At 42.4% G+C, this 26504-nt stretch carries 23 protein-coding genes and 4 pseudogenes; 18 read left to right on the top strand and 9 right to left on the bottom strand.

Features of this window, described 5'->3' with window-relative positions; translation table 11 throughout:
- Positions 1-6: 6 nt before the first annotated feature.
- Positions 7-1230 carry an IS256 family transposase gene (locus BXP28_RS11765; RefSeq protein WP_023483236.1) on the bottom strand — a complete coding sequence of 408 codons (1224 nt, stop codon included), beginning with the start codon at positions 1228-1230 and terminating at the stop codon, positions 7-9.
- Between the two features lie 121 nt (positions 1231-1351).
- Between BXP28_RS11765 and BXP28_RS11760 the strand changes: the two are divergent.
- The 5 genes and pseudogenes from BXP28_RS11760 to BXP28_RS11740 all read left to right on the top strand — a co-directional run.
- Positions 1352-2164: pseudogene (locus BXP28_RS11760) on the top strand (arginine deiminase); the annotation flags it as partial.
- 17 nt (positions 2165-2181) lie between these two features.
- Positions 2182-3180 (top strand): ornithine carbamoyltransferase, encoded by a 999-nt coding sequence (argF, locus tag BXP28_RS11755; RefSeq protein ID WP_023482959.1) that lies wholly within the window; start codon positions 2182-2184, stop codon positions 3178-3180.
- A 96-nt stretch (positions 3181-3276) separates the two neighbouring features.
- A complete protein-coding gene (arcD, locus tag BXP28_RS11750; RefSeq protein ID WP_023482958.1) occupies positions 3277-4692 on the top strand; it encodes an arginine-ornithine antiporter in 1416 nt (471 codons plus the stop codon).
- Positions 4693-4708: 16 nt separating this feature from the next.
- Positions 4709-5662 (top strand): carbamate kinase, encoded by a 954-nt coding sequence (arcC, locus tag BXP28_RS11745; protein ID WP_036655078.1) that lies wholly within the window; start codon positions 4709-4711, stop codon positions 5660-5662.
- A 38-nt stretch (positions 5663-5700) separates the two neighbouring features.
- On the top strand, positions 5701-6387 hold the full coding sequence (locus tag BXP28_RS11740) for a Crp/Fnr family transcriptional regulator (RefSeq protein WP_036655076.1): 687 nt from the start codon (positions 5701-5703) through the stop codon (positions 6385-6387).
- Positions 6388-6442: 55 nt separating this feature from the next.
- Here BXP28_RS11740 and BXP28_RS11735 read toward each other — a convergent pair whose 3' ends face one another.
- Positions 6443-6940 carry a Crp/Fnr family transcriptional regulator gene (locus BXP28_RS11735; protein WP_023482955.1) on the bottom strand — a complete coding sequence of 166 codons (498 nt, stop codon included), beginning with the start codon at positions 6938-6940 and terminating at the stop codon, positions 6443-6445.
- 269 nt (positions 6941-7209) lie between these two features.
- Here BXP28_RS11735 and BXP28_RS11730 point away from each other — a divergent pair.
- Positions 7210-7601, top strand: a pseudogene (locus BXP28_RS11730) (D-arabinono-1,4-lactone oxidase); the annotation flags it as partial.
- A 73-nt stretch (positions 7602-7674) separates the two neighbouring features.
- Here BXP28_RS11730 and BXP28_RS11725 read toward each other — a convergent pair.
- The 3 genes from BXP28_RS11725 to BXP28_RS11715 all read right to left on the bottom strand — a co-directional run bounded on the left by BXP28_RS11725 (position 7675) and on the right by BXP28_RS11715 (position 10456).
- Positions 7675-8100 carry a ribosomal-processing cysteine protease Prp gene (locus BXP28_RS11725; RefSeq protein WP_023482953.1) on the bottom strand — a complete coding sequence of 142 codons (426 nt, stop codon included), beginning with the start codon at positions 8098-8100 and terminating at the stop codon, positions 7675-7677.
- 128 nt (positions 8101-8228) lie between these two features.
- A complete protein-coding gene (locus BXP28_RS11720; RefSeq protein WP_023482952.1) occupies positions 8229-9092 on the bottom strand; it encodes a copper amine oxidase N-terminal domain-containing protein in 864 nt (287 codons plus the stop codon).
- Between the two features lie 341 nt (positions 9093-9433).
- The gene (locus BXP28_RS11715; RefSeq protein WP_257125696.1) at positions 9434-10456 is read right to left on the bottom strand and encodes an AI-2E family transporter; all 1023 of its coding nucleotides are present in this window, start codon (positions 10454-10456) and stop codon (positions 9434-9436) included.
- Positions 10457-10697: 241 nt separating this feature from the next.
- Here BXP28_RS11715 and BXP28_RS11710 point away from each other — a divergent pair, with 241 nt between their 5' ends.
- Positions 10698-11132: a DUF2383 domain-containing protein gene (locus BXP28_RS11710; protein ID WP_023482950.1), complete on the top strand. Its 435-nt coding sequence runs from the start codon at positions 10698-10700 to the stop codon at positions 11130-11132.
- 105 nt (positions 11133-11237) lie between these two features.
- Complete coding sequence (locus tag BXP28_RS11705) at positions 11238-11561, top strand: hypothetical protein (RefSeq protein WP_036655069.1); 324 nt, start codon at positions 11238-11240, stop codon at positions 11559-11561.
- 254 nt (positions 11562-11815) lie between these two features.
- Here BXP28_RS11705 and BXP28_RS25580 read toward each other — a convergent pair.
- Positions 11816-12217, bottom strand: a pseudogene (locus BXP28_RS25580) (exosporium protein C); the annotation flags it as partial.
- A gap of 863 nt (positions 12218-13080) precedes the next feature.
- Here BXP28_RS25580 and BXP28_RS11695 point away from each other — a divergent pair.
- Both BXP28_RS11695 and BXP28_RS11690 read left to right on the top strand, forming a co-directional pair.
- Entirely contained in the window at positions 13081-14550 is a 1470-nt protein-coding gene (locus tag BXP28_RS11695) for a hypothetical protein (protein ID WP_036655066.1), read from the top strand.
- A gap of 314 nt (positions 14551-14864) precedes the next feature.
- Positions 14865-15527 carry an ATP-binding cassette domain-containing protein gene (locus tag BXP28_RS11690; protein ID WP_023482947.1) on the top strand — a complete coding sequence of 221 codons (663 nt, stop codon included), beginning with the start codon at positions 14865-14867 and terminating at the stop codon, positions 15525-15527.
- 97 nt (positions 15528-15624) lie between these two features.
- On the opposite strand, the gene BXP28_RS22790 is transcribed toward BXP28_RS11690, so the two are convergent.
- Positions 15625-15960: a transposase gene (locus BXP28_RS22790; protein WP_096761175.1), complete on the bottom strand. Its 336-nt coding sequence runs from the start codon at positions 15958-15960 to the stop codon at positions 15625-15627.
- 17 nt (positions 15961-15977) lie between these two features.
- Positions 15978-16490 carry a helix-turn-helix domain-containing protein gene (locus tag BXP28_RS22785; protein ID WP_023484369.1) on the bottom strand — a complete coding sequence of 171 codons (513 nt, stop codon included), beginning with the start codon at positions 16488-16490 and terminating at the stop codon, positions 15978-15980.
- A 341-nt stretch (positions 16491-16831) separates the two neighbouring features.
- Here BXP28_RS22785 and BXP28_RS11680 point away from each other — a divergent pair, with 341 nt between their 5' ends.
- From BXP28_RS11680 to BXP28_RS25115, 8 genes and pseudogenes are all read left to right on the top strand, one after another.
- A complete protein-coding gene (locus tag BXP28_RS11680; RefSeq protein ID WP_235430756.1) occupies positions 16832-18451 on the top strand; it encodes an AraC family transcriptional regulator in 1620 nt (539 codons plus the stop codon).
- A gap of 96 nt (positions 18452-18547) precedes the next feature.
- On the top strand, positions 18548-19525 hold the full coding sequence (locus BXP28_RS11675) for an ABC transporter substrate-binding protein (protein WP_023485551.1): 978 nt from the start codon (positions 18548-18550) through the stop codon (positions 19523-19525).
- Between the two features lie 7 nt (positions 19526-19532).
- Entirely contained in the window at positions 19533-20543 is a 1011-nt protein-coding gene (locus BXP28_RS11670; RefSeq protein ID WP_023485550.1) for a FecCD family ABC transporter permease, read from the top strand.
- A pseudogene (locus tag BXP28_RS11665) lies at positions 20536-21563 on the top strand (FecCD family ABC transporter permease). The gene BXP28_RS11670 and the pseudogene BXP28_RS11665 overlap by 8 nt, the downstream one beginning before the upstream one ends.
- A gap of 303 nt (positions 21564-21866) precedes the next feature.
- A protein-coding gene (locus BXP28_RS11660) for an IS630 family transposase (protein WP_096761125.1) occupies positions 21867-22912 on the top strand; the annotation gives its coding sequence in 2 pieces (ribosomal slippage) (positions 21867-22370 and positions 22373-22912; 1044 coding nt in all).
- Between the two features lie 162 nt (positions 22913-23074).
- On the top strand, positions 23075-24538 hold the full coding sequence (locus BXP28_RS11655) for a lytic polysaccharide monooxygenase (protein ID WP_046655118.1): 1464 nt from the start codon (positions 23075-23077) through the stop codon (positions 24536-24538).
- 167 nt (positions 24539-24705) lie between these two features.
- Complete coding sequence (locus BXP28_RS11650; RefSeq protein ID WP_023484148.1) at positions 24706-25164, top strand: helix-turn-helix domain-containing protein; 459 nt, start codon at positions 24706-24708, stop codon at positions 25162-25164.
- A 73-nt stretch (positions 25165-25237) separates the two neighbouring features.
- A complete protein-coding gene (locus BXP28_RS25115; protein WP_357548366.1) occupies positions 25238-25540 on the top strand; it encodes an RNPP family C-terminal domain-containing protein in 303 nt (100 codons plus the stop codon).
- Between the two features lie 62 nt (positions 25541-25602).
- Here the strand turns inward: BXP28_RS25115 and BXP28_RS11645 are convergent, their stop codons facing one another.
- The gene (locus BXP28_RS11645) at positions 25603-26463 is read right to left on the bottom strand and encodes an alpha/beta hydrolase (protein ID WP_152532853.1); all 861 of its coding nucleotides are present in this window, start codon (positions 26461-26463) and stop codon (positions 25603-25605) included.
- Positions 26464-26504 lie beyond the last annotated feature (41 nt).

Below are 26504 nucleotides of genomic sequence, written 5' to 3'. Positions count from 1 at the left end.
ACTGTGCTACATAATGCGAGTCACTTTGGCATCGGACTTTGGCCGATCCTTCCGCCATTCCATGTACTCGGTCATGTCGAGATATTTCTTGCCGGCTGCCCATTTTTCATCCTGTTCCATCAATAGAGCACCAATAAGACGAATCACGGATTCACGGTTTGGGAAGATGCGAATGACACGTTCCCGGCGTCTAACCTCTTCGTTGAGACGCTCAACGCTATTTGTCGTGCGCAGCCGTTTTCGGTAACGCTCTGGCAGCATTAAGACGGCGGTAGCATCGTCAAATCCGCTTTCCAGCACGCCCATCGCCTTACCCGCCTTATCTTCATAAGCCGCTAAGGTCTGTTTTAATAAAAACCTTGCCGTTCCAGTATCAGGAGCATCTAGAATCGACCGTAGACGGCCATGGATCTCATCCTTCAAGGCTTTGGGTGAGGCTTCTAATACATTTCGCGTGAAGTGAGTCTGGCATCGCTGCCATGTTACCCCTTGCAGCTGCTGCCGTACCGCGCGTACAAGGCCGCCATGATCGTCGGAGGTAATGAGATCCACACCTCGTAATCCACGTCCTTTTAGAGAGCTGAAAAACTCACTCCAGCTTGCTTCAGATTCTGTGTCACCCAGCATCAGGCCAAGGACTTCACGATAGCCCTCGGTGTTTACACCAATGGCAATCATGATGCCTCGTGAGCGTACACGACCGTCTTCACGGACCTTGAGATACATCGCATCTACGAGAACAAACGGAAAGAGGCTGTCTGCCAGGCTTCGATTATTCCAAGCAGTTACGATGGGATCCAGCCGCTTACAAAGGTCTGAAACAGTGGATTTAGAAAACTCGGTTCCGCAGAGTTCTTCGGTTACTTGCGAGACTTTACGCGTAGAGACGCCGTTTACGACCATTTCCATCATCGCTAAGATTAACGCTTGTTCACTTCTCTGGTAACGACTAAAGAGCTCTGTCGTGAACTTCCCGCCACGGATGCGCGGAACACTTAGTGTAATGGTTCCCACCCGCGTATGCAGCCCATGTGGATACGATCCATTCCGGTACGCTTTTCGATTCTCTGTTCGTTCATAACGATCTGCTTCCACTTGTTCACTCACCTGTGCTTGTAAGACTTGGTTCAGTACAGACTCGAGCAGCTTGGCTACACCCGCATCCTGAGAATTTCCCAAAAATAGTTGATGCAAAAGCTGCGAATCTACGTTAATCTGGTATTGAGCCATTTCATAACACCTCGTATATTTAGAATTTTGTGTCCCAACATTATTCTAACTGAGGGCTATGAATATGGCTCCTTTCATTTTTTGGAACCTAGCTTTTTACACAATTATACGGACTCAACTGGATCATTACCCGTTTTATCTTGATCCGATGCCAAACCTTTACTTTACCCGTGATCCTGCAGCAGCGATTGGCGACGGATTATCAATAAATAAAATGAGAGAGCCGGCCAGGCGGCGGGAATCCTTATTTATGCAATATATTATGAGGTATCACCCGCGTTTTAAAGATCATGATGTGCCGGTCTGGCTCGACCGTGATTATGAGTTTCCAATTGAGGGCGGGGACGAACTGCTTTTAAATGATGAAGTTATTGCAATTGGAGTATCTGCCCGTACTTCTGCCAAAGCCATTGAGCGCCTGGCGAAAAATTTGTTCAGCCGTCAAGACCGTATCCGGAAAGTATTGGCCATAGAAATTCCGAAATGCCGTGCATTCATGCATTTGGATACCGTCTTTACAATGGTTGATTACGGCAAATTCACAATTCATCCGGCTATTCAAAGACCGGAAGGAGATATGAATATTTTTATATTGGAAAAAGGGGCAGATGAGGAAAGTCTGCAAATCACGCGCTGCACATGCTTAACCAAGGCTTTAAAAGAAGCTTTGAGCCTGGATGAATTAACCCTGATTCCATGCGGGGGAGGCGATGCCATTGCTTCAGCCCGCGAACAGTGGAACGATGGCTCCAATACATTGGCTATCGCACCGGGTGTGGTTGTTACATATGACCGTAACTATGTATCGAACGCTTTATTGCGTGAACATGGGATAGAAGTGATAGAAGTGCCGAGTTCGGAATTATCACGTGGCCGTGGGGGCCCCCGTTGTATGAGCATGCCGATTGTCAGAAAAGATATTCAGAACAAATAAAGAAAGTAGGAATAAACATGTTAGGGAAACAACAGGCTTTAAAAGGAAAAAGCTTTCTGGCAGAAAAGGATTTCACCGAGGAAGAGCTTCTATATTTTCTTGATTTGGCGGAAGAATTGAAAGAAAAAAAGAAAAAAGGCATTCCGCACCGTTATTTGCAAGGAAAAAATATTGCACTATTATTTGAAAAAACATCTACGCGGACAAGATGCGCATTCACCGTGGCGAGCACTGATTTGGGTGCGCATCCTGAGTATCTGGGCAAGAATGACATTCAATTAGGCAAGAAAGAGTCTATTGAAGATACGGCAAAAGTACTTGGCAGCATGTTCGATGCCATTGAATTCCGCGGTTTTGAACATTCCAAAGTGGAAGCTCTGGCCAAATATTCCGGCGTACCTGTATGGAACGGGTTAACAGACAGATGGCACCCGACTCAGACTCTTGCTGATCTGTTGACCATAAAAGAACACACCGGGCACTTAAAAGGAGTAAAGCTTGTTTATGTTGGGGATGGGCGAAACAATGTCGCTAACAGTTTATTAATCGGTGGCGCCATTGTTGGTATGGAAGTGCGCATTTGTTCCCCGGAATCCCTTTTCCCCGATCAAGAAATCATAGATATGGCCAAGCAATACAACGGCCGGATAATGGTAAGCAGCAGCATAGAGGAAGCAGTTCCGGAAGCAGATGTGATTTATACAGATGTATGGGTATCCATGGGGGAAGAAGACAAATTTGCGGAACGGGTGAAGCTCCTTAAACCTTACCAGGTAAATACGGAAATGCTTCGGAAGACAGGAAATAAAGATGTCATGTTTTTACATTGCTTGCCTTCTTTTCATGATACTGAAACGGATTATGGCCGTGAAGCCTACGAAAAATACGGAATAAAGGAAATGGAAGTAACAGACGAAGTATTCCGCAGCAGGCATTCCAAAGTTTTTGAACAAGCCGAGAATAGAATGCACACCATTAAAGCTGTAATGGCAGCCACTTTAGGAGATTTGGATTAGAAATCACTTTGGGGGGAGGAACAGTCCTCCTCCCTTGTTCTGATTTTCCCGGCAAACGGAGCAGGCCAATACAGCCAAAAAGGAGAGGTGAACGTTATGGGGGAAGAGAAGAAATTAGGCCTTTTTTCTTTAATTGCCCTTGTCGTGGGTTCCATGATAGGGGGGGGTGCATTTAACCTGGCGAGTGATATGGCTAAAGGAGCGGGAGCAGGAGCCATTATAATCGGCTGGATCATAACGGGGATCGGGATGATTGCTTTAGGACTATCCTTTCAAAACTTAACTATGAAAAGACCGGATCTGGATGGCGGTATTTTCAGTTACGCCAAAGCAGGCTTTGGTGATTTTATCGGATTTAACAGTGCATGGGGATACTGGTTGTCAGCCTGGCTTGGAAATGTTGCCTATGGCACTTTGTTATTTTCGTCTTTAGGTTATTTTTTTCCCGTTTTCGAAGGCGGTCAAAATGTAGCGTCAATTATTGGGGCGAGTCTTTTATTATGGTGCGTTCATCTTTTGATTTTACGCGGGATTCAGTCGGCTGCACTTGTGAATTTAGTCACAACAATTGCTAAATTAGTTCCTATCTTTGTCTTTATTATAGCTGCTGTCTTTGCATTTCATATAGATATTTTTACAGAAGGGTTCTGGGGAGAAGCGGGTTCTTTTTCCTGGGAAGCGATAGGGGGACAGGTTAAATCTACAATGCTTGTTACCCTCTGGGTCTTTATTGGAGTCGAAGGGGCTGTTGTTTTATCCGGCCGTGCAAAAAACCGGAGTGATGTTGGCAAGGCTACGGTTATTGGATTGCTTGGAACACTAATTATTTATATCTTCATAACCCTGTTATCCCTGGGCATCATGCAGCAGGCGGATGTTGCCGGTTTAAAAAACCCGGCAATGGCCTATTTGTTTGAAAGTGTTGTCGGCAAATGGGGGGCGGTTCTGATCAATCTGGGCCTGGTTATCTCTGTATTGGGAGCGTGGCTGGGCTGGACCTTGCTGGCATCCGAAATTCCTTTTTTGGCGGCCAAAGACGGTGTATTTCCGAAATGGTTTGCGAAAGAAAACAAAAATAAGGCGCCGGTAAACTCTTTGTGGCTGACGAACGGGCTCATTCAAATTTTTCTGCTAACCTTTATCGTTTCGGAACAGGCATACCACTTTGCCTTCTCTCTTGCATCGTCCGCTATTTTGATTCCATATGCCTTTTCAGCATTTTATCAATTCAAGTATAGCCGGCAATCCCGGCATCAGGACCGGACAAAAAATATGGTTATCGGTTTGGTGGCAAGCATCTACGGGTTTTGGTTAGTCCTGGCTGCAGGATTGGATTATTTACTGCTGACCATGACCTTGTATGCACCAGGCATTTTTATCTTTTATAAGGTTCAAAAGGAATCCGGCACGGAACACGTGTTTACCAAGGGTGAGAAAGCTTTGTCCACAGTAATTGTAGCATTGGCACTTTTCGCGGTTTTTGGTTTGGTGACGGGTAATATGACTTTTTAATGTGGAGGGAAAGGAAATGACAAGAAGAAAAATAGTAGTGGCCTTGGGAGGAAATGCTATTCAATCCGGGGATGGTTCCGCTCAAGCGCAGCAAGAGGCCCTGGAAAGAACGGCCGAACAGCTTGTGAAAATTTTGGAGAACGATGCGGATATTGTGATTACCCATGGAAACGGCCCGCAAGTAGGTACGCTTTTGTTACAGCAGAAGATAGCAGACAGTACAGCGACACCTGCCATGCCTTTGGATACTTGTGGTGCCATGAGTCAAGGAATGATTGGGTATTGGATGGAAAATGCGATTGAGAAAGCACTAAAAAAACACCGAATAAATAAACAGGTAGCAACCGTGATTACCCGGGTAGTGATAGATCAAGAGGATAAAGCTTTCAAAAATCCAACCAAGCCGGTAGGCCCTTTTTATACGGAAGAAGAGGCCAGGCAGCTAATGAAAGATGCGGAGGCTGTATTTAAAGAAGACTCGGGGCGGGGATGGAGACGGGTAGTCCCCTCGCCAAGACCGGTTAACATCCGTGAGAAAGAAATCATAAGTTCATTAGTCAGGGAAGGCCATATTGTCATTGCCGTTGGAGGCGGGGGAATTCCCGTTGTTGAATATGCAGAAGGCCTGCAAGGTGTTGAGGCGGTAATTGACAAAGATTTTGCCGCTCAAAAACTGGAAGAACTGGTCGGGGCAGATATTCTGATGATTTTAACGGCTGTTGATCATGTTTATATCAATTTCAATAAGGACAACCAGTCCAAACTTGGCCGCACTTCAATTCAGGAACTGGAGACCTATATTAGGGAAGGGCAATTTGCAGCAGGAAGCATGCTTCCGAAAATACAGGCCGCCATTCATTTCGCCGGGACAAACCCCGAGCGGCAATCTATCATAACTTCATTGGATAAAGCGTACGAAGCCCTGGAGGGAAAAGCCGGCACCATCATTACAAAGTCTGGTTCACACTAAAGTATAAGCCAATTGATTTTGCTAAAGAGGTGGGCAGAATGACAAGAAATATAGGGGAAACCTTGAAGAAATTTGAATTGTTTTCTTGTTTAACCGAAAGCAAATTACAAAGCCTCGAAAAATTCATTTATTGGAGGACTTACCGAAAGGGCCAATTTTTATTTCTGGAGGGTGATTCAAGAGAACGAATTTATCTTCTGTTAGATGGATTCGTTAAATTGGAACGCGTGAATCAAAGCGGTAATTTAATATACGAAGACTACGTCAAACCATTTACAGTCTTTCCTTATGGCGGGATGTTTACAGATCAAGTTTATAATTATACAGCCTTGGCTATGACGGATGTGGATATTTATTATATTCCCACTATCATTTTCGAGGACATGATCAAATACAACCGAAAGCAGTTGTTATATATCATTCAGCAGCTATCCTCTATTTTAAAATCACAGGAGAGCCGCGTGCAGAATATAAGCATTCCCAATGCCCAAGATCGGGTCATTCAGACGCTCGGTTACTTAATGAATGATTTAGGTGAACAAGAAGGAGAAGAGGTTGTCATTTCTTGTCCTCTTACAACCATTGAGATCTCCAAAATCTCCGGAACTTCCCGTGAGACGGTGAGCGGAGTTTTAAAACAACTGAAAAATGATCATATTGTAACCGTTCTAAGCAAAAGAATCACGATTCATGACCCAAGTTATTTTGAAGAAGTATCCATGTAAAATATTTTAATAGCTCAGTCATTGTTAAAATATAAACCGGGTGCCCTGGCGCAGTCTAGTACAGACTGCGAAGCACCCGGTTTATCGTTTCACGGCGCATTCCGATAAATTGGCCGATCTCCTCCTGGGTCAATACATCTGTCAGCTTGTAGCCTGGCACGTACCGTTTGAACCATTGCTCGAACAATTCGAACCGCTCCTTAGGAGTAATGGCAGTAAGATGATCGATTCTTTGCTGCATAACCCTGAGCTTGTCCTGCATGATAAGGGCGATATTCCGGTACCTTTCCGGATTTTTCGCCAGACTGGCGTACCATTCATCTTTGGGAATCCGTTCCACCTCACTGGTTACAAGAGCAATGGCGGTTCCATGATACTCTTTGGGTGAGATCAGGGAGTGATGCGGAATAAATTCACCGTCATATAATAAATTAAATAGAAACTGGCTGCCATCCTCATGAATCCTCACCACTTTGAAAAGCCCCTTTTTAATCCGGAATAATGGACCAAGCTCTCCCTGGCGGAACAATACTTCCCCTTTATGCAAAATCATTAAGGCTTTCCCCCCTTGCCGGCATTCTCTATATCAAGTTTTATCATATTTTGAGGGATGAGCCAAATAACTCGGAAAAATATAAAAGAAAGCGGTTCCAAACAGGACAAAATTCTGTCAGAATTATGGAATAACCCGACTCGGGAAGGTGAACAGAATGTCTTTATATGAAAAATACAGAAAGGCGTTTGCGGAGATTCCCAAACCATTTGCTTTTGTTGATATGGATTTTCTGGCCGAGAATATTCAAGCTGTTGCTTCCCGCAGTCATGGAATATAGTGTTCCGGCTGAGTATATGAAACAAGTATTGATGGAGGTAGAAGCTTGTGTAAGAAAGCATCGTTTTGCCGTACATTTTCCAGTAGAATGCAGGTATGTCAAGGGGGATGATTTGTGGTTAAGCCCGGCATACGGTCGCGATTCCGCGTTTATCGCGGTCCATATGTATAAAGGTATGCCTTACGAAGCTTATTTCGTTGTGTAGAGTCGATTATGCGCTCTTATGGGGGACGTCCTCATTGGGGGAAGCTTCATACGATGAAGACAGAGGAATTGAAAGCTATATATCCGAAATGGAAGGAGTTCACGGACGTTCACAAACAACTCGATCCGAAAGGGGTATTTCTGAACAGTTACTTGCAGGAGCTGTTAGGAGAATGAACGATTGATTAGCGAAAAACAAACAAAAGCCTGGCTTGGGAGTACCAGGCAGGCTTTTGTCCGAAAAGAAAAACTAGTTTTTGTGAAAAAAACTGAGCAGATCAGTCCAGCGTCGTTTTTTATCGAATATGAATTTGATCTGGATGAATTTGGATCCGTATGCGTATTGAAGCGTATTCAGTCCATAATTCAATGATTGCAGGATAACGGCAGCCTCCCGGCTCCCTTTGTCTTTTTGCAGGTTGGGAAGCGTGCACTTGATATAACCGTCTTCCCTTTCAATCTGGGCGGCATCCTCCGTAAATTCCTGCAGGCTGTTTACCGCATTAAGAATAAGAACAGAAATGGCTGTTGCTACAATACTGCAACCGTAGTAATCAAAAGCCTCCCCCTTGGCTTCAAATCCGTAAATCGTATTATTGGCTGTGAAATAGAATGTTGCCCTAAAAGGCTGCCTATCTTCCAAACGGACCTTCGTTTCAGTGTACTGTTGAACCATGACTGCCTCCCATATCTATCTCTCTTTAATAAGCATATCAAAAAATACCCGGAAAACAAAAAATACGTTTAAGGTAATAGAGAAGGGTAGTCAAAAGCCTCCACCCTGGAGCATGGAGACTTATCGCTTTATATTATATCCATATCTTGATCAGGCTGATTAGTCGGCCATTTGTAGGGCTGGGAGATGGCAGACTGTTGTTCCCGGTACGAAGGTAACAGAATATTGCCGTCTACAAGTTTGACCTCATCCGGATTGATATTCTCTGTGATATCAGCACCAATTAAAATAGTATCTTCGAATTTTACAATCGTATAGCAGTGTTCGACATTTGCAACCTGTTCCCGGTTTTTTTGCACAACCTGATACAGAAGGTACTTTTTACTGCGGACTGGTAAGGATTCCCATTCTTTCCTGGCTATTTCATCCGGAAGAAGGATGGACATCATGGCTTCTTTGTCGGTTAAGCCGATATTGTTGGGTTCACGCCCAACGATACTTTCCGTACCGAGTTTTGGAACAAGGGCATCAATGGCGGCCTGATCGAGCTTCTGGTTTTCGTCCGGCATGGATTTGGTATCAACATACGCCGTAAACGTGTCCCCGTCCCAAGAAATGCCGCATCCGAGTACTTGACTGACAAAGCGTAGTGGGACCATGGTCCTGCCTTCAAAAATTTGAGCCTCAACAGGAAGCAGGTAAGAGATCCCATTAACTTGTGCAACTGGGGACCCTATTTTCAGTTGAACATTGGTTTCTTCCTTCCGGGCAGTTACAATTTCATGATCACCATCCCAGAACACGCTGGCTCCCAATTTCTCAAAAATGTCCTTCATTGGAATGATGGTATAACCATTTACGGTGACTGCAGGTTTAGATAAAGACATAGGTGATCCATCGACTACCACGTTGACGGTGGCCTCCGCATTGGCCTGACCGGCTCCGACAAACAACAGGATTGCCATGCCGATGGAAACAATCCATCGTTTCAAATGACTCCCTCCTTAAGATTTTTAATATAACTACCCATTTTGACGTGCCTGCTAAAAAAAAGGTTGCACCGAACCGATTAACACCGCAATAAATAAATCAAGGTCCTAATAGATTTAAAGATTTCAATTTGAGCTTGGTCAAGTGTCTCAAACACCCTACAATCCCTCCGTTGATTATACAAAGAAAACCGTTCCTTTCGTAAATGGCGGATCGTAACCATTTTACTAAAGGACGGTTTTCTTTTGTTTTACGGTCTTGAGAAAAGAGCCTATCCCTCTTCCGCCATCCAATGACTTTTGGGACAGACCCTTTTTGTTAACAAAGGAAACAAGACAATTCTTTAAGATTTTTTCTTGTTAGGAGCAGGTTCATTGGCTCCGACAAGATCGAGGAAAAACATAAACAGTGGAATTCCGATCAGAAGGCCCCACACTCCAATTAAACGTTCAAACAAGATAAGAACAGCGAAAGTGAAGAAAACGGGCAGCTTCATTTTGACAGACATCAGCTTCGGATTGAGCACATAACTCTCGAATGCATGAAGGATGGTAATCATAACCAGTACATATACAATGTGAATCCATCCGCCTATCTGGAAGGCAATAATACTGAGCGGAATTAAAGATACAATTACTCCGGCAACTGGGACTAATCCCAATGCGAAAATTATGATGCCAAGTCCGAGAATCTGCGGAAAACCCATAAAATACAGCATGATCACGGATAAAATGGAGTTAATAAAAGAAATTAGAATCTGAACTTGCATAACTTTGCCGAAACTGTTTACGAAATTGCGTCCGAACTGTTTGTAGTATTCGTAAATAAAACCTACTTTACTTGTCTCGAAACGCTGCAGAAACTTGACGATCCCGCGGCGTTCCCAGGAGAAAAAGAAGCTGAGAATGAGAGAGAGGAATATGCTGAGGAGAAATCCCCCGATATTTTTAGTCGTATTAACCGCATAGTTTCCGGCTGATGATAAATACGACCCGATATCCACCCTTTGGATCATCTCAAATACCTTTGGATGAAAGGCATCTTTATAATCGCTGGGATTGAAATTTACAATAATATTTACGATGCTGACAATTTGTTTAGCCAGTACGGGAACATACATGTAGCTGGCCACCCCGACAAATACCCCGAAAGCCCCATAAACCAGAAGAATCATAAGTTTTTCCGGGATACGAACCCACTTGTGTGTCAGCTTGAGAAGCAAGGAACAAATAGTGTAAAACAAAAATGAAAAAATAAAAGTGAACAGCAGGATATTAAGCATATCCGACAGCATGTAAAAAAGTAAAATCAAAAATAAGATGGCCAGAAGCTTCTTGGCTACAGCGAAATTAAACATATCTTTCATCTTGTCCAAAAGCGATACTCCCTTTCCTCTAGTCACAACAATTCTTATACGTGCGGGCTTCTTAAAAGGATGCAAATTTAACCGATTTGTAACTTTTTATTTTCATGTTTATTAGTATAGCAGAAAGCAGTCCAAAACCAATCACCAAAACCGCATTGATATAACTGTTTTTTTTAAAATCGGGCGTTAAAGCATATTTTGATGGCAGAAGGGGAAGCTACTCAAAAAAGGAGTGTATATCATGCAGCAGGAGACGGTTGTAATTACATTGAACGAATTCCTTGAAGGAAACTATATGGCGGTTCATGCCTATGAACGGTATATTGAACAAGTAGAAGATCCTAAAATTAAAAAGGGTCTGCAAACGATTCAACAGGATCATAAACAGCATGCCTTAAAGATTGCAGAGCAGATTCAAAATCTTGGAGGCGTTGCGGTTGACGGGGTAGGCTTGGCAGGAACCATAAGTGAATGGTTTCAAAAAATAAAAGGCGACCAAAAAACAGAAGAAGTGCTTCAGGCTGCCCTCAAAGGTGAGGAAAAAGGCATAGAATCGACAGAAAAACTGGTTCGTGGTGACCTTGACGAGCGGAGTCTGGAGTTGGTTCGTTGGGTTTTGAATGAAGACAGAAGACATATCAAACAGTTAAAACAATTGAAGCAATTGCTGCATTGAAAAAGGGAAAGCTTTCCTTGGGTGAAAATCTGATAGATATGCACCCATACGTGGATTCCGGCATAAAATACATGGAATCCACGTACGAAAGGTATGAGAGAAGAGATGGAGTATCCTGTTAAACAGAAACAGGTTGTATACGAGGCCGAAGCGAAGGTAGTCGAATACATCAAAATTTGCAGGGAGCGGCTTTACAAGATCTGTCATCAATGTATCGACAGGCTGGTCCGAATCCAAACCATGGATGGGATTGTTTATGAAGGAATGATCGTAAAAGTAGACAAAAAACATGTTTACTTGAGTGTTTCCCAGGGATACCCGGACGGATATATGGAAAGAGGATTTTTCTATGGGCCCGGAGCTTACTATAGTAATGTGATTCTGCCTCTGGCTTTGTTTGATTTGCTTACCATTACCCTGCTGATTTAAAAAAGAGCTTCCGAAAGAAAGGTCTCATACTGGGGGAAATCCTATCATAATGGCCATGTGCCTTTGCAGAATTCTGCGTAAAGCAGTTTTCTTGACAAACTCAGAGCTTCCAAATGGAGGCTCTTTTTATTTTTTTTATGGAAAATAGTTGTCCCGGACTTCGTATCCGTTAGCGAAACAGACGACTATAAACGGAAGCGGGCAGAACAAAAAAGCCTGCCCTGCAAAGAAGGACAAGCCTTTTAGACTCAGATTTATTTTTTTGTTTTAACGGCTAATCCGCTGAATGATATCGGACCTACTATGTCGGCCCTAGTTCCGTTTACTTTGTTTTCCGCAGTTAAAGTATAGATATGGGTACCGGCTTTCACGTTAAAATCTATCGCTTGAAAAGATACGATATAATTCTCCCACGGACCCTGCGGATTCAATTCCCTGGTCAGTATTGAAGATTTCCCTGCATCACGAAAGATCCTGAACAAAATTTGAGCAATGCCCGTTATACCCCGGATACCGACGCTGGCAATCAATTCGACTTTGTTCGCGATTTGGGGAAGGCGTAACCTAATCTTTGGTAGACGAATCCTTTTCGGAGAAATGGGGATGGTGAATGATTTTGCTACATTGAATCTTCTAAGCGGCTCTGTTGCCTTAAATCAGAATACGTACCATGACAAGAGCGGAGTTTTTTTGTTCTATCAAAAAAATAAATTGACAAGCTATATTTGGGTATATATACTAAATATATTTAATTATACCAATTTATTTAAATAATGAAAGGCGGGTTGCGGACCATGACAAATCTAATTTTCAAAAGCAAATTTACTCAACTCTTGTTATTACTAATTGGCAGTGTGGCATGCTTAGGTTTGTATTTCACGATGTTAAGTATGCTTCCAGTAGCAGACATGGTAAAAGAATTCGGTGTTCCTGTCGCTGTTGCAACAACAGTAGCAAATTATGGAGGCGGCAGATTGGCTAATTACGGGAGCGATGATTCTTGCCGCAATCGGAACAGGCGGCGCTTCCTTGCTTGCAGCTGCCGGCAAAGAATAGCTTAAAGCGGTCTTGAAGAAGAAGTACGGAGAAATGGGCGCGAGAGCATTTACTGCTTGGTAATGAAATTGTTGCTTTCATTATTCCTTATGACGAGTTAGAAAGTCTGTCCGATAGCGTAACCTTTAAAATAAGCCATCGGACAGACTCCTTAGGGGGACAAGTACGAATGAACTTCTTGTCAGATTTCAACGAACTCTTATTACTGCATCTGAAGATTAGAATAAGGGGACAATTTTCACTTTTATTTACTTATACATTGAAATTCTTAAATTAATGGAGCAGAACAAAAGTTTATATCCTTTTTTTATTTATTAAAATTTCATTTTCGTTTCTATCGTTATGGGTAATATGGAATTATATATACAAGGAGCAGTACTCTTTTTATTGGAGTGCTTCAATTCTATTATTTTTTTTGATTTACCCTGCTATAGTTGGCATGTTCGCTTGGAAAAGAACGCATGTGCCTGTTTATGAAGAATTTTTATTAGCTTCTTCTAAAAGTGAAACATACATATTTGGTTTACTTGCAGCAGAGGAATTTATCTGGTCCATAATGAACAATATAGGTCTATATACAACCTTGTTAGGTTTGATTGCATTCATTCATGAACTGGCATTTATAGAAGCTTTATTAGGTTGTATTTTATTGGCCATTATTTCATTTGGTTTGTTCTTGATCAGCAACCGCCTTCTTGGAAATTACATCATCTATAAAATATGCAGGCCTATAAGTTGGATCCGATTGTTTGTCTATCTAATTGTTTGTGTTATTTGTTTGGGTATCGGATTTCTTGCTGTTGGACAAATCATACCGTATATTCGTGCATTTAGAACAAACATCACATCACTGCAAGCCTTGACCAGCGAAGAAATTTGGAACCGTATGATCCACTTGATATCGGTTGAATGGAATCAAGTTATTCAGCAACTTTTACATATCATATATCATAAAAATTTGCCTCATATTTATCTGCATGAGCAGTTCCATCATCCTAACTTGTTAAACCTGTTTGCTTTATGTGCGGGTTGTTTCGTTGTCATTTTCATGATCATGAGTCTATTCCCATACAAATACAATAAGTTTAAACTTACAGAACATAAAGATTTTTTGCATTACTATATCACTTGGCTCAAGCAAATCAATAAGCTTGTTTATAGATGTGACTGTATGTTAGAAAAAGAAATTACGTTGTTAGGAAGAAATAGGCAGCACGTATCATCCGGTTTTTTTTCGCTTGCAGTCGCAGAAATAGAAATATTTTTTTATTCAGGAATTACACTAGGGTTAGGGCAAGCTTTACATACGGAGGGTTTTATTATCTCTATTATTTGTATCTTTACAATGTTGGCTGTGGCTAACCATGCTTCCGCTATTAGATCAGAATATCCGTTTTTGTTTTTATTAAGTTCCGAAGGGAGAAATATAGATCTTATAAGATTATCGGGAAATTCCAGCCGATTATTATTTGATGCCAAAATGAAGCTGATGAGGATTATAATGATAATTCCAACCTTGGTCATGCTCATTATTGTTTGCATCTTATGTATAATTTGGGGCTTTTCGGCATCTTGCAGTTTAATTCTGGTCATAATCATTATTTCCTATTGGATATTGCCTTTTTTTGAACTATATTCTTCTCCCTTTATATCTAAATTTAACTTTAAGAGCATTCAAGAGATTGGTAAAACGAAAGAGGAGCTGGAGCTGCGTACACTTGTTGATACTGCTCCAAGGAGATTTATTATTGTGCCTATAATGATTATTTTATATTTCGGCGCATTCATTATACCAAGTTGGGCTGCTAGCTTTCTCCCACTTTTTATTACTGGTTATTTTACCTTATCAAGTCTTATTTTTTTTCAAATCTCCAAAAAAATAACAGCAAAAGGTTTGAAAGAGATTGATAACCGGGTGTGGATTGAATCATGATGGGTCAAATGCTTGTCAGATGGAGAAGGTTGTTTCTTTTATATATGCCATAATAATTTCATTGATCTGTTTAATTTTCAAGCGAGAGATACTTCCGATAAAAACGTATTCCATCATTATAAGCGCGAATTCATATAATCCAGTTGTTATGTTTAGTTCTTTAATTTGCAGTTTGATTATTACTATTATGGCGATTCGAGTATTTTATTACGGACTTTATAAATATGTCGGGTTAAATAAAGGGTTTTGCTTATTTTTTTGTGGAATTGTTGCTCTGGTTGCTATTCTTACTAACGTGACAGGAGTAATAGGTTATGTATCCTAAAATCGAAATCAATGATCTGTGTTTTTCATATCATCATCAACCTATTCCAGTTTTGGAGCATGTATCATTTTGCGTTTACCCGGGAGAACGGGTATGTATAAAGGGCCGAAATGGAGCAGGGAAGTCCACATTGCTAAAGATTTTATCTGGTCTTATAATTACGGACACTTCCCTCTTATTTAATGGGGCTAGGGTAGAAGATATGAAATCATACAAAAGAAGAATTGCTTATATTTCCGATACCCCCTACTTATACGATCTATTAACAGGAAGAGAAAATCTTAAAATCATTATGTTCATGTGGGAGATTGAAGATAAACGTGCATATTGGAAAAATATAAATTTATTAGCCGAAAAATTTAACATGATTGATTCGTTGGATCAACCGGTTGCCAGCTATTCCCTGGGAATGAAACATAAACTATTTTTTATAGGCATGTATGCAAGAGAAACGGAAATCTTTCTTTTAGATGAACCTTTATCAGCTCTTGACCAGGAATCACAAGAACATATGATTGATCTATTGCGTCAATACAGCGAGAAGGGAGATAAATCCGTGATTTTTGTTAGTCATCTACAAAGTCTGGAGAAGGATCTTTCCAACAGGGTATATTATTTAACAGCTGATGGTTTAAAGGAGAAAAGGACGTGATCATAATGAATAAACGATTTTATCTATATAAGTTGAACGAAAGAAAATAGCAATCAAAGTCGCACGCACAGCCGGTCAATAATGGCATGAGGATGCTTCATGATTTCATCCATAAATTGCCCGACACGCAGACGGATTTCGGAAACGGCCGAAGCAGCTTTGCATGATGAATCCGGGCATTGTCCAAAACCAGAGCCAGTTTCCCTGTTGGATAAGTCGCCATGACCTTTTGAAGAAAGGAAAGAAACGTTTCAGCGGTGTACTGTTCATCTTCTTGCCAAACGATGTGTCCCGTTTCATAGTCAACCGTGGCCAGCAGTTTGACCCCACGATGCTTGCCCGTGGTTGGAATGATGCGTTGCTTCCCGCGAAGGAACCAGGTCTTCTGAATCGCCTGGTAGTCCCGGATCATCGACTCATCCTCGAACAGCAAGTGATCAATCTCCTCGTTCAGTAGCTTTTTTTCAGTTCAGGAAAGGTCGTTTCGGTGAAATGGCGTTGTTTCTTGGGATCTGCTGCTGCGAGCGTGTAGGTCGGTTTCGTATAGCTGAGCCCTAGCCGCTCCATGACCTTGGAAATGCCTCGGAGCGAATAGCAATGGCCCCAGTCGCGTTCCACGTACGTGGCAATCAGTTCAAGCGTCCAGTTGTGCTTTGCCGTAAAGCCGACCTCATGGGGAACCGAATAGGCGACGGTTTGTTTCAAGCGATCCTGCTGCTGCTTCGTCAACCGAGTAGGAGCACCTGAGGAATGCTTGATTTGCAAGGCTCCCAGTCCACCGTTCTCGTACGTATGAATGTAACTGCTCACCGTCATTCGGTTTCGATTCAAAATGTCAGCGATCGCCTTCATGGATGTGCCTTTCAAATGCAAATAGATCGCTTGGTAGCGTTCATACATTCGGCGCTCTTTGGTTTGTTGCATGGCTGCCGTTACTTTTGCCAGTTCGGTATGTTTATCCATTGTCATCCCCACTTGTCTATTCTTGATCTGTTTCTTATTCGACAAATGGTTCCTTTTTCCTTGCCAAGGTTTGCTAAGAATATTGATTCAACTTATATAGTATTGACTGTATTGTGTTTGCCCATATTTATATACTTTCAATTTTTTGTCAAGCCATTAAATCCTCTGGAAAAAATTATATTTGGAGGATCTATTGGCGTTGGTATTGCTTCATTAATTAAAATTTTTTCAAGAAATTAGGCTGCATAGATGTTCTTTATTTGCATACTATGCTAATTTTTTGTACGATAATGATAATCATTATCATAAACCTTTTGCATAGAGAGAAAGGGGATGCCATCTTGCATCATACACCTTTAGAAGCCCTGCATGTCCATGTTGCTCTGGACGACTTGTGGCTCAAACTCCGTCATGTTGAATTAAGGCGCGATGGCCGGATGGAACAGCAGCTCATTGAATCGCATGTCTTGATTATAGCCAGAAACGGTGAGGGCCGTCTGAATATAGGTCTTCATGAATATCGCTTAAGGCAAGATGCCGTACATATCGCTTTGCCCGGACAAACCATCGGCGTATCTTCGGAAGAAACAGGCGGGTTAGATCTATATGTCATAAGATTTGACGTATGCCGGGATTCGGGATTGGCCGGGAAGGGCGATACATTTCCGCTGAAGGGGGAGTTTCCAATATATTCGGAGACTCAGATGGCAATTTTGTGTGAGTCGCTGTACTTCTGCTGCTCTAGTGAACAAACATTGGAACGGTTTCGGGCGCAGTCCGCATTTCAGGAACTGCTGTATTGGATAATGAAAAATTTCCGTCTCCAGCCTGACTCTGACTCGCGAACTGCACTGGACCGCACCAGATCTTATATGGATAACCATTATAACGAGAACCTGACGATTGAGCAGCTGGCCCATATGGCCGAGGTTAGTCCGAAGTATTTTGTCGACCTTTTCAAAAAGACGTATGGTAAAAGCGCGATGGATTACGTAACGGAAGTAAGGGTCAACAGTGCCAAGAAGTTAATGGTACGTTCGGATGCCCGGTTGCGTGATATTGCCCACCAGGTCGGATACAACGACGAGTTTTATTTTAGCCGTAAATTCAAAAAAGAGGTTGGTATGTCGCCAAGTGCCTATATGAAAAACCGCCGCCGGAAAATCGCAGCTTATTCCGCTCCCATTCTCGGCCAGCTGCTTGCACTTAACATCATTCCTTTTGCCGCTCCGCTTCATCCGAAATGGTCAGCTTACTATTACAAAATGTACCGTACTGATATTCCTGTGCACCTTAGTGCCTACCGGTTTAACCAGGATTGGGAATCTAACATCGAAGCACTTATGAGTGCCAGTCCGGATTTGATCATATGCAGCAGGGATAATCTGCACCCTGACGAGAAAGAAAAGTTGGAGCAAATCGCGCCTGTTTTTTTTATTTCCTGGAAAGAAAAAGACTGGCGCGAACAATTAAGAATTACGGCAACATTTCTGGGAGTTTCGCAGGAAGCGGACTCCTGGCTGCAGTGCTATGACCAGAAAGTGAAGTGCGCCCGGGAACATTTGAGCAGGGAATTAGGGGGCGAAAGACTTCTCGTCATGAGCATATATAAGCAAAATTGTTATCTTTGTCCTGTCCGGGGGATGAAAGAGGTGCTGCATGGGGATTTGCAGCTGAATATCGTCCGGAGCGGTTCCGATACATACAGCCAGATTATTACAGCAGATCAATTAACGGAATTTGATGCAGACCGGATTCTAGTAAATGTTTGTCAGGAGCCGGAATCCTTGGGTTATTGGCAATTACTGCAAACATCTCCGCTGTGGCAGGATTTGAAAGCAGTGAGAAGGAATCATGTGTACCCTATTTCTTCTGATCCATGGCGGGAATATTCCGCTTATGCCTGTGAACGCATGGTGGATGATCTGCTTAGGCTTGTATATGGAGATCATCCAAATTGATTCTGGAAATTGTCCATGTTCGAATGAAAGGGACGTAGTTTATAATTTTACTGAGAATGATTATCAATTGCGGTCTTTAGAAAGGGGTTCAAAGAAATGAAGAAGAAGGTAGGGGCGCTATTGTTAGCGTCTGTCATGATGTTGGGATTAGCCGCTTGCGGAAGTAAGGAGGAGGCTAAACCGGCAAGCAGCCCATCTGCGAGTCCGGCAAGTGCTGCTAAAAAGCTGGATAAAATCAGCTATTTGAATACAGAGTACAGTCTTCCGGGGAAAGCGGACCGGATTATTTTTGCAGGATCACTGGAATCCATGGAGGATGCGCTGGTTCTTGGCGTTAAACCGGTTGGAGCAACAACTGTCGGCGGTAAATTCCCGTCCATGTTTTCCAAGGTTACGGAAGGTGTGGAAGCAATCGGGGAAAAAATGCAGCCGAGTGTGGAGAGCATGCTGAAACTTAAACCGGATGTTATTCTGGCCAGTACCAAATTCCCCGCAGAATCCATAGAAAAGTTCAAGAAAGTGGGTACAACCATTCCCGTATCCCACAAGTCAACAGATTGGGAAGCGAACCTGAACCTGCTTGCGGAGCTTACAGGAAAACAGGAGGAAGCGAAAAAAGCACTGCAATCGTATAAAGATGATTTGAAAGAGACGAAAGAGAAGATTGGACTTGTTTTTAAGGATAAAAAGGTTCTGGCTATAAGGGTTAGGACAGGAAACATCTACATTTATCCACAGGAAGTTTTTTTCAATCCTTCCCTATATGCAGATTTAGGAGCGCAAGTTCCGGAAGAAGTGAAAGAAGCGAAAGCCCAGCAATTGATATCGCTGGAAAAATTGTCGGAAATGAACCCGGACTATCTCTTCATTCAGTTTGCGGAAGATGAGAATAAGGATAAGCCTAAAGCACTCGAAGATTTACAAAACAACCCTATTTTCAAAAGCATCAATGCCGTTAAAAATGAAAATGTGTTTTTCAATCTGGTAGATCCAATTGCTCAGGGCGGAACGGCTTATAGTAAAATTTCTTTCCTCGAAGCGATCAAAAAAAGCAAAATCGTTCAAGCAAAGTGAGTAGGGTATGATCAGAGTAAAGATTCCTGCATATACCCTGATTTTATGGAGTTCACCGATTTTTATTGTGCTCGCAATATGGTTATCGGTCGTTTACGGTGCCAAACAGATAGAGATGAGCACGGTTTGGGATGCTCTATTCCATTTTGATCCGGGTAATGTGAATCATCAAATCATCATGCAGTCCCGGTTGCCGAGAGCAGTCGGAGCTTTGCTGATTGGAGCTCTCCTGGCAATTTCGGGAGCTATCATGCAGGGGATGACAAGAAATTATCTTGCATCCCCTTCTATTATGGGGGTTTCGGACGGCTCTGCTTTTGCCGTTACCATCTGCATGATCATGATGCCCAACTCTACTTCTATGGGGTTGATCCTGTATTCCTTTATCGGTTCAGCTCTTAGCATTGTCATTGTATTTGGTCTTGCTTGCCTTCTTCCCGGAGGGTTTTCACCCGTACGAATGGCGATTTTAGGCACAATTATAGGCACGTTTCTTAGCAGTCTTTCGGCAGCGTTAGCCATGTATTTTCAGATTTCCCAAAATGTAAGTTTTTGGTATAATGCCCGGCTGCATCAGATGGACCCGGCACTGATCAAACTGGCAATCCCTTTTGCCGTAATCGGCATTGCAATAGCCATCTGGATTTCCAAATCCATTACGATTCTTTCACTTGGGGAAGAAGTTGCTGTGAGCCTGGGGCAAAAAACGATGATCATCAAGCTTTTGTCTACCTTGAGCGTCGTGATTCTTACAGGCATATCTGTAGCATTGGCAGGAAAGATCGGCTTTGTAGGACTTATCATTCCCCATATCTCCAGGTTTTTGGCCGGTATGGATTACAAAAAGATTATTCCTTGTGCAGGTGTCCTTGGGGGAATTTTTCTTGCACTTTGCGATGTATTGAGCCGTTTCCTCAATTATCCGTATGAAATGCCGATTGGTGTTGTTACTGCGATCATTGGAGTCCCTTTCTTTCTCTATCTGATAAGGGTGAAAGGAGGAGGGAAACATGAATAACGTTCCGAAAAGCCGTTACATTACGGTACTGATCGTAGGGGTTGCCATTGCTCTTATTACAATGTATGTAAGTCTAACCAATGGCGTTTTTGACATTTCTCTGGGGGATGTTATACGAACTTTGCTGCGTATTGATCCAAAGCCGGATCAGGATTTGCTTATTTTTGAGTTTCGGCTGCCCCGAATCATCATTGCAGCATTTGTCGGAGTAGGGCTTGGCATTGCCGGAGCCGTGATTCAAAGTATAACAAGAAATGCATTGGCCGACCCGGGCATTCTAGGGATTAATGCCGGTGCAGGTACGGCTATAGTCATTTTTTTGTTCTTCTACCAGGGCCAGATTAGAGGCAGTGACTGGATGTCCATTTTGGTGATGCCTTTGTTTGGATTGGTGGGGGGCTGACCGCATCCTTTTTGATCTACCTTTTTTCATGGAAAGATGGCAGGCTTGAACCACAAAGGCTTCTGCTGACCGGGATTGCCATAGCTTCAGGTTTGGGGGCGGTTTCCCTGTTTTTGACCCTGAAAATGAATGCCAAAGACTTTGAGATGGCGGCAGTATGGACGTCAGGCAGCATTTACAATGCCAATTGGAAATATATTAGTTCCATTCTGCCATGGCTTGTGATTCTTATTCCTGTCATAGCCATGAAGTCTTATATTTTGGACCTGTTTCAATTGGATGAAGACAGTATCAGAAGCTTGGGAGTAGCTACGGAAAAAGAAAAAGCGATCCTCTTGTTAAGCAGTATCGGCATAGTAAGTGCATGTGTATCTGTATCAGGAGGTATAGGCTTTATCGGATTGATGGCTCCTCATATCGCAAGACGTCTTGTTGGTAATGTTCATAGGCGGATCATTCCCGTATGCGGGGGTATCGGGGCACTCTTGGTCATGATATCCGATTATATCGGCAGAATGGCCTTTGCTCCGGCCGAACTTCCGGTCGGTGTCATAATAGCCATTATGGGAGTTCCTTATTTTATCTATTTGCTTTATAGGGAAAAAAGCCGGACTTAAGTTACGGGCTTATTCTATAATATTTTATTTATATGTTTTTTGAAGAGAAGACGACTTCGGACTACCGGAGTCATTTTTTTATGCCCTTTAATTGTAACAGGTTATTCCTATTGTTATAAAAAATAATAACTATTTTATGATAGCATCATGATGTAAGCAGTAAGTTTTTATTAGAAGGGAGAGGAATTATTTATTTTTTAAATTATTTTCTATATAAGTTGAATCAATATTCTTAGCAAACCTTGGCAAGGAAAAAGGAACCATTTGTCGAATAAGAAACAGATCAAGAATAGACAAGTGGGGATGACAATGGATAAACATACCGAACTGGCAAAAGTAACGGCAGCCATGCAACAAACCAAAGAGCGCCGAATGTATGAACGCTACCAAGCGATCTATTTGCATTTGAAAGGCACATCCATGAAGGCGATCGCTGACATTTTGAATCGAAACCGAATGACGGTGAGCAGTTACATTCATACGTACGAGAACGGTGGACTGGGAGCCTTGCAAATCAAGCATTCCTCAGGTGCTCCTACTCGGTTGACGAAGCAGCAGCAGGATCGCTTGAAACAAACCGTCGCCTATTCGGTTCCCCATGAGGTCGGCTTTACGGCAAAGCACAACTGGACGCTTGAACTGATTGCCACGTACGTGGAACGCGACTGGGGCCATTGCTATTCGCTCCGAGGCATTTCCAAGGTCATGGAGCGGCTAGGGCTCAGCTATACGAAACCGACCTACACGCTCGCAGCAGCAGATCCCAAGAAACAACGCCATTTCACCGAAACGACCTTTCCTGAACTGAAAAAAAGCTACTGAACGAGGAGATTGATCACTTGCTGTTCGAGGATGAGTCGATGATCCGGGACTACCAGGCGATTCAGAAGACCTGGTTCCTTCGCGGGAAGCAACGCATCATTCCAACCACGGGCAAGCATCGTGGGGTCAAACTGCTGGCCACGGTTGACTATGAAACGGGACACATCGTTTGGCAAGAAGATGAACAGTACACCGCTGAAACGTTTCTTTCCTTTCTTCAAAAGGTCATGGCGACTTATCCAACAGGGAAACTGGCTCTGGTTTTGGACAATGCCCGGATTCATCATGCAAAGCTGCTTCGGCCGTTTCTGGAAGCGCAAAAAAATCGGCTTGAGCTTGTGTACTTGCCTCCATACAGCCCTCAGTTAAATATCGTAGAAGGACTCTGGAAATGGCTCAAGTCCAGTGTGATCAATAACGTATTCTATTCGGCCGTTTCCGAAATCCGTCTGCGTGTCGGGCAATTTATGGATGAAATCATGAAGCATCCTCATGCCATTATTGACCGGCTGTGCGTGCGACTTTGATTGCTATTTTCTTTCGTTCAACTTATATAGTTAAATTCATAATTTTAAGTTATGAGTTTGATTCAAGAAAAATTATTAATTAAAGGAGATGATATTACGAAAAACATTGTATGAAACAATGGATGGATTGCCAATCAGTTTTATGAAATGGGAGGAGAATTTATGATATCAGACAAAAGACGTTGGACTAAACATTTGTTGATAACAGCACCTCTACTTATTGCTTTTGGGATTATAGGATTGATGTTTGGAGAGAAAATATATGCACACGGGTATATTGAATCTCCAGCCAGTCGCGCTTATATGTGTACGCTGGGGAAAAATGTGAATTGCGGTCCGGTTCAATATGAACCTCAAAGTATTGAAGCCTTAGGCGGATTCCCTAAGACGGGTCCATTGGATGGACAAATTGCGAGTGGCGGTATTTCAAATTTTAAACCACTTGATGTTCAGACGCCGGACCGTTGGAATAAAGTAACGATAAAAGGCGGCAAAAATACCTTTCAATGGTATTTAACAGCACCGCACAGTACAGCTGAGTGGAAATACTATATTACGAAGAAAGATTGGGATCCGAATAAACCCATTACGCGTGCCGATCTTGAGTTGATTGGTCAAATCGATGAGGGTGGCAAGAAACCTTCATCTACTGTAACGCATGAAATTAATGTGCCGACTGACCGGAATGGGTACCATGTCATTTTAGGCGTGTGGGAAATTGCCGATACAGCAAACGCTTTCTATCAAGTCGTTGATGTGAATTTGGTCAATGAAGGAACAACTCCGCCTGAAACGATTGCTCCACCAACGTCATTGGTATCTTCAGGGCAGACATCTCATAGCATAGAGCTTCGGTGGAATGCCTCCAGCAGCAATGTTGCAAAATATGAAATTTTTCGCGATGGCCAGCTAATTGGAGAAACGGCGGGCACATCGTATGCCGATCATGGTTTGCAAGCAGATACAACATATACGTATACGGTCCGGGCAGTGGATGCAGCCGGAAATATATCCCCGGCCAGTGATGCATTGAACGTGAAAACAAACAAAGATGAAGGAACAACTCCACCTGAAACGATTGCTCCACCAACGTCATTGGTATCTTCAGGGCAGACATTTCATAGCATAGAGCTTCGGTGGAATGCCTCCAGCAGCAATGTTGTAAAATATGAAATTTTTCGCGATGGCCAGCTAATTGGAGAAACGGCGGGCACATCGTATGCCGATCATGGTTTGCAAGCAGATACAACATATACGTATACGGTCCGGGCAGTGGATGCAGCCGGAAATATATCCCCGGCCAGTGATGCATTGAACGTGAAAACGAAAAAATCCGATACATCTGCAGTAGAAGAATGGGATCCTAACAAAGTGTACACAGAAGGAATGACTGTCCTATATAAAGGGCTTGAATATAAAGCAAAGTATTGGACAAAGGGAGACCAGCCGGATAAATCTGATGCATGGAGATTAATGAAACCTGTCATACTTGAATGGGATAAAGACAAAGTTTATTATGGAGGAGATCAAGTCATTTACCAGGGGGCTTTATACAAAGCAAAATGGTGGACAAGAGGAGAAGTTCCCGGAAATTCAAATGTTTGGGAAAAAATGAAGGATTCTTAACTGATGTAAGTACCTTCAGGCTGCTGGGACTTCCCCGCAGCCTATTTTTTTAAAGGCATTCGTATTTGTAAGTCACAGTTATGGTCGATTTTAAAAAGTGGGTTTCAGGAGTTTTATTCCCTATGAATTAGCAGATGTTGCTGTACCCAGTAAAGGGGTTGTAACTTATGTCTTATAATTGGTCTTATATTCATATAGGTAAAATTATTAAACAGTTACGGCAAAAATATAAATTAAGTCAAGAAGAGTTAGCAAAAGGAATTTGTTCACAAGCTCATATAAGCAAGATTGAACGCGGGATACAATTTCCATCCGGAGTTATGTTATACTTATTGGCTCAAAAATTGAGAATAAGCGTAGATTATTTATTTAATCCGGAAAATGCGGCGGAAGATAAAGAGAGAAAACAAATAAAAGAAATGATCAGAAAATCCATCCGTTTCAATGACTATGAACAAGCTTTGAAAATTATAGCAGATGAGCAAACTCAATCTTTATTTTCATCCCCATATAATCAGCAATTTTTATTATGGGCTAAAGCCGGTTGTTTATTTTATTATGAGAATAAACCCGATGTATGTATGAAACTTTTAAAAGAGGCTTTAAAAAAACAACCGATAATTTAAATCATTGTACTGAACAGGAATTATTAATTATTAATAGTGTGGGCATTATCTTCGCCGAGAATAAAAAAATAGGATGGCCCTTAAAATTCTATTGTGGGTTTATAAAGAAATTCAAAACCTTCATCATATTGAAGATCAACATTTTATTGTGAAAAATACTTATGCATGTGCCCGTTCGTTATATCGTCTAGGTAAATATGAGGAAGCCATTCACTTTTGTAACATAGGAGTTAAACGAAACTATGATCATGACAGACTTTATCTTTTGGGTGAACTATACTATATAAAGGGATTATGTTGCCTGTTCTTGAATTACACTCATTTGTCTATCGAATCTTTTAAACGTTCTCTTTGTTTATTTCATCTAAAGAATTAAATACCGGTTACCTTATCTGTTATGGTAGGGTAACCGGGATTTATCTTTTTTCGGCTCGCTCCTTATTTGTCCCTATTGGTGTTAGGATTCAATGCAAACCTTAAGGTCTTACTGATCAAGGCAGGCAGTACGGATACGTGGCCTTCGTCTTCAAATTCTTTAAATTCCACACTCACACCGTGGCTTGTCAGGGTGGATAAACGTTCTGAAAGCTCCTTCGTATTTTCGGTTATACGGCTTTGATGGTTTTTTTCCAATTCTCCCACCGCAAGAAGTACCCTGACTTGTGCAGGTTTCTGACCCAAGCGGGAGGCAAATTGCTGCTCTTCTTCAAGAAAATATGGCTTGTTCCAATGGATGGACGGGCTCCCTGCGACATACGTTTGGAAGGCGTCCGGTCTGGTAAAAAGCGCATGCAGAACAAAAAGGCCCCCTAGAGAATGGCCAAGGATCGTTTGTCTGCCGGTATCAATATTAAACTCACGTTCGATTTCCGGTTTCAGATCCTCTTCAATAAATTTCAAGAAAGCTCCCGCACCGCCCTGTTCCGGCCATGCTGTTCCATCAGGTCTTGAAGGCATGTCTCTGGCGGTCGCCGTCATAGTAAAATCGTAATGACGGTCAGGAGGAAACGGAGCTTCTGTCTCATAGCCGATACCAACAACAACGGCCGGGATCACACCGGTTTTCTCATGCCGGCATGCTTGAACCCTTATCGCCTCTACCATTGTTGCGAATACGGCATTGGCATCCAGCAAATAAATCACCGGATACCCTGATGAAGGGGGCTCTGTATCGGGTGCAGAAACGAAGATCCGGTATTCCCGGTTTCCGGTGCGTGAATACATGATACGCTGTTTTGTCCGTGGTATTGTAACCTCCCGGCCGGCGGTATTGTCAGTCATAACAGCCTCGCGTTCCATTTTATTGTTTACCACTGGCTCCTGTTCCTCCTTTGGATGGA

The organism is Paenibacillus larvae subsp. larvae (assembly GCF_002003265.1).
Classification (GTDB): Bacteria; Bacillota; Bacilli; order Paenibacillales; family NBRC-103111; genus Paenibacillus_H; species Paenibacillus_H larvae.
Note: the sequence above shows the minus strand (reverse complement) of the source record. Positions and strands in the feature narration are given on the sequence as shown.

Bases quoted from the DNA above. Each gene is read 5' to 3' on its own strand.
- BXP28_RS11765 (WP_023483236.1), bottom strand. From the start codon at position 1,230: ATGGCTCAATACCAGATTAACGTAGATTCGCAGCTTTTGCATCAACTA.
- argF (WP_023482959.1), top strand. From the start codon at position 2,182: ATGTTAGGGAAACAACAGGCTTTAAAAGGAAAAAGCTTTCTGGCAGAA.
- arcD (WP_023482958.1), top strand. From the start codon at position 3,277: ATGGGGGAAGAGAAGAAATTAGGCCTTTTTTCTTTAATTGCCCTTGTC.
- arcC (WP_036655078.1), top strand. From the start codon at position 4,709: ATGACAAGAAGAAAAATAGTAGTGGCCTTGGGAGGAAATGCTATTCAA.
- BXP28_RS11740 (WP_036655076.1), top strand. From the start codon at position 5,701: ATGACAAGAAATATAGGGGAAACCTTGAAGAAATTTGAATTGTTTTCT.
- BXP28_RS11735 (WP_023482955.1), bottom strand. From the start codon at position 6,940: ATGATTTTGCATAAAGGGGAAGTATTGTTCCGCCAGGGAGAGCTTGGT.
- BXP28_RS11725 (WP_023482953.1), bottom strand. From the start codon at position 8,100: ATGGTTCAACAGTACACTGAAACGAAGGTCCGTTTGGAAGATAGGCAG.
- BXP28_RS11715 (WP_257125696.1), bottom strand. From the start codon at position 10,456: ATGAAAGATATGTTTAATTTCGCTGTAGCCAAGAAGCTTCTGGCCATC.
- BXP28_RS11710 (WP_023482950.1), top strand. From the start codon at position 10,698: ATGCAGCAGGAGACGGTTGTAATTACATTGAACGAATTCCTTGAAGGA.
- BXP28_RS11705 (WP_036655069.1), top strand. From the start codon at position 11,238: ATGGAGTATCCTGTTAAACAGAAACAGGTTGTATACGAGGCCGAAGCG.
- BXP28_RS11690 (WP_023482947.1), top strand. From the start codon at position 14,865: ATGTATCCTAAAATCGAAATCAATGATCTGTGTTTTTCATATCATCAT.
- BXP28_RS22785 (WP_023484369.1), bottom strand. From the start codon at position 16,490: ATGGATAAACATACCGAACTGGCAAAAGTAACGGCAGCCATGCAACAA.
- BXP28_RS11675 (WP_023485551.1), top strand. From the start codon at position 18,548: ATGAAGAAGAAGGTAGGGGCGCTATTGTTAGCGTCTGTCATGATGTTG.
- BXP28_RS11670 (WP_023485550.1), top strand. From the start codon at position 19,533: ATGATCAGAGTAAAGATTCCTGCATATACCCTGATTTTATGGAGTTCA.
- BXP28_RS11655 (WP_046655118.1), top strand. From the start codon at position 23,075: ATGATATCAGACAAAAGACGTTGGACTAAACATTTGTTGATAACAGCA.
- BXP28_RS11650 (WP_023484148.1), top strand. From the start codon at position 24,706: ATGTCTTATAATTGGTCTTATATTCATATAGGTAAAATTATTAAACAG.
- BXP28_RS25115 (WP_357548366.1), top strand. From the start codon at position 25,238: ATGGCCCTTAAAATTCTATTGTGGGTTTATAAAGAAATTCAAAACCTT.
- BXP28_RS11645 (WP_152532853.1), bottom strand. From the start codon at position 26,463: ATGGAACGCGAGGCTGTTATGACTGACAATACCGCCGGCCGGGAGGTT.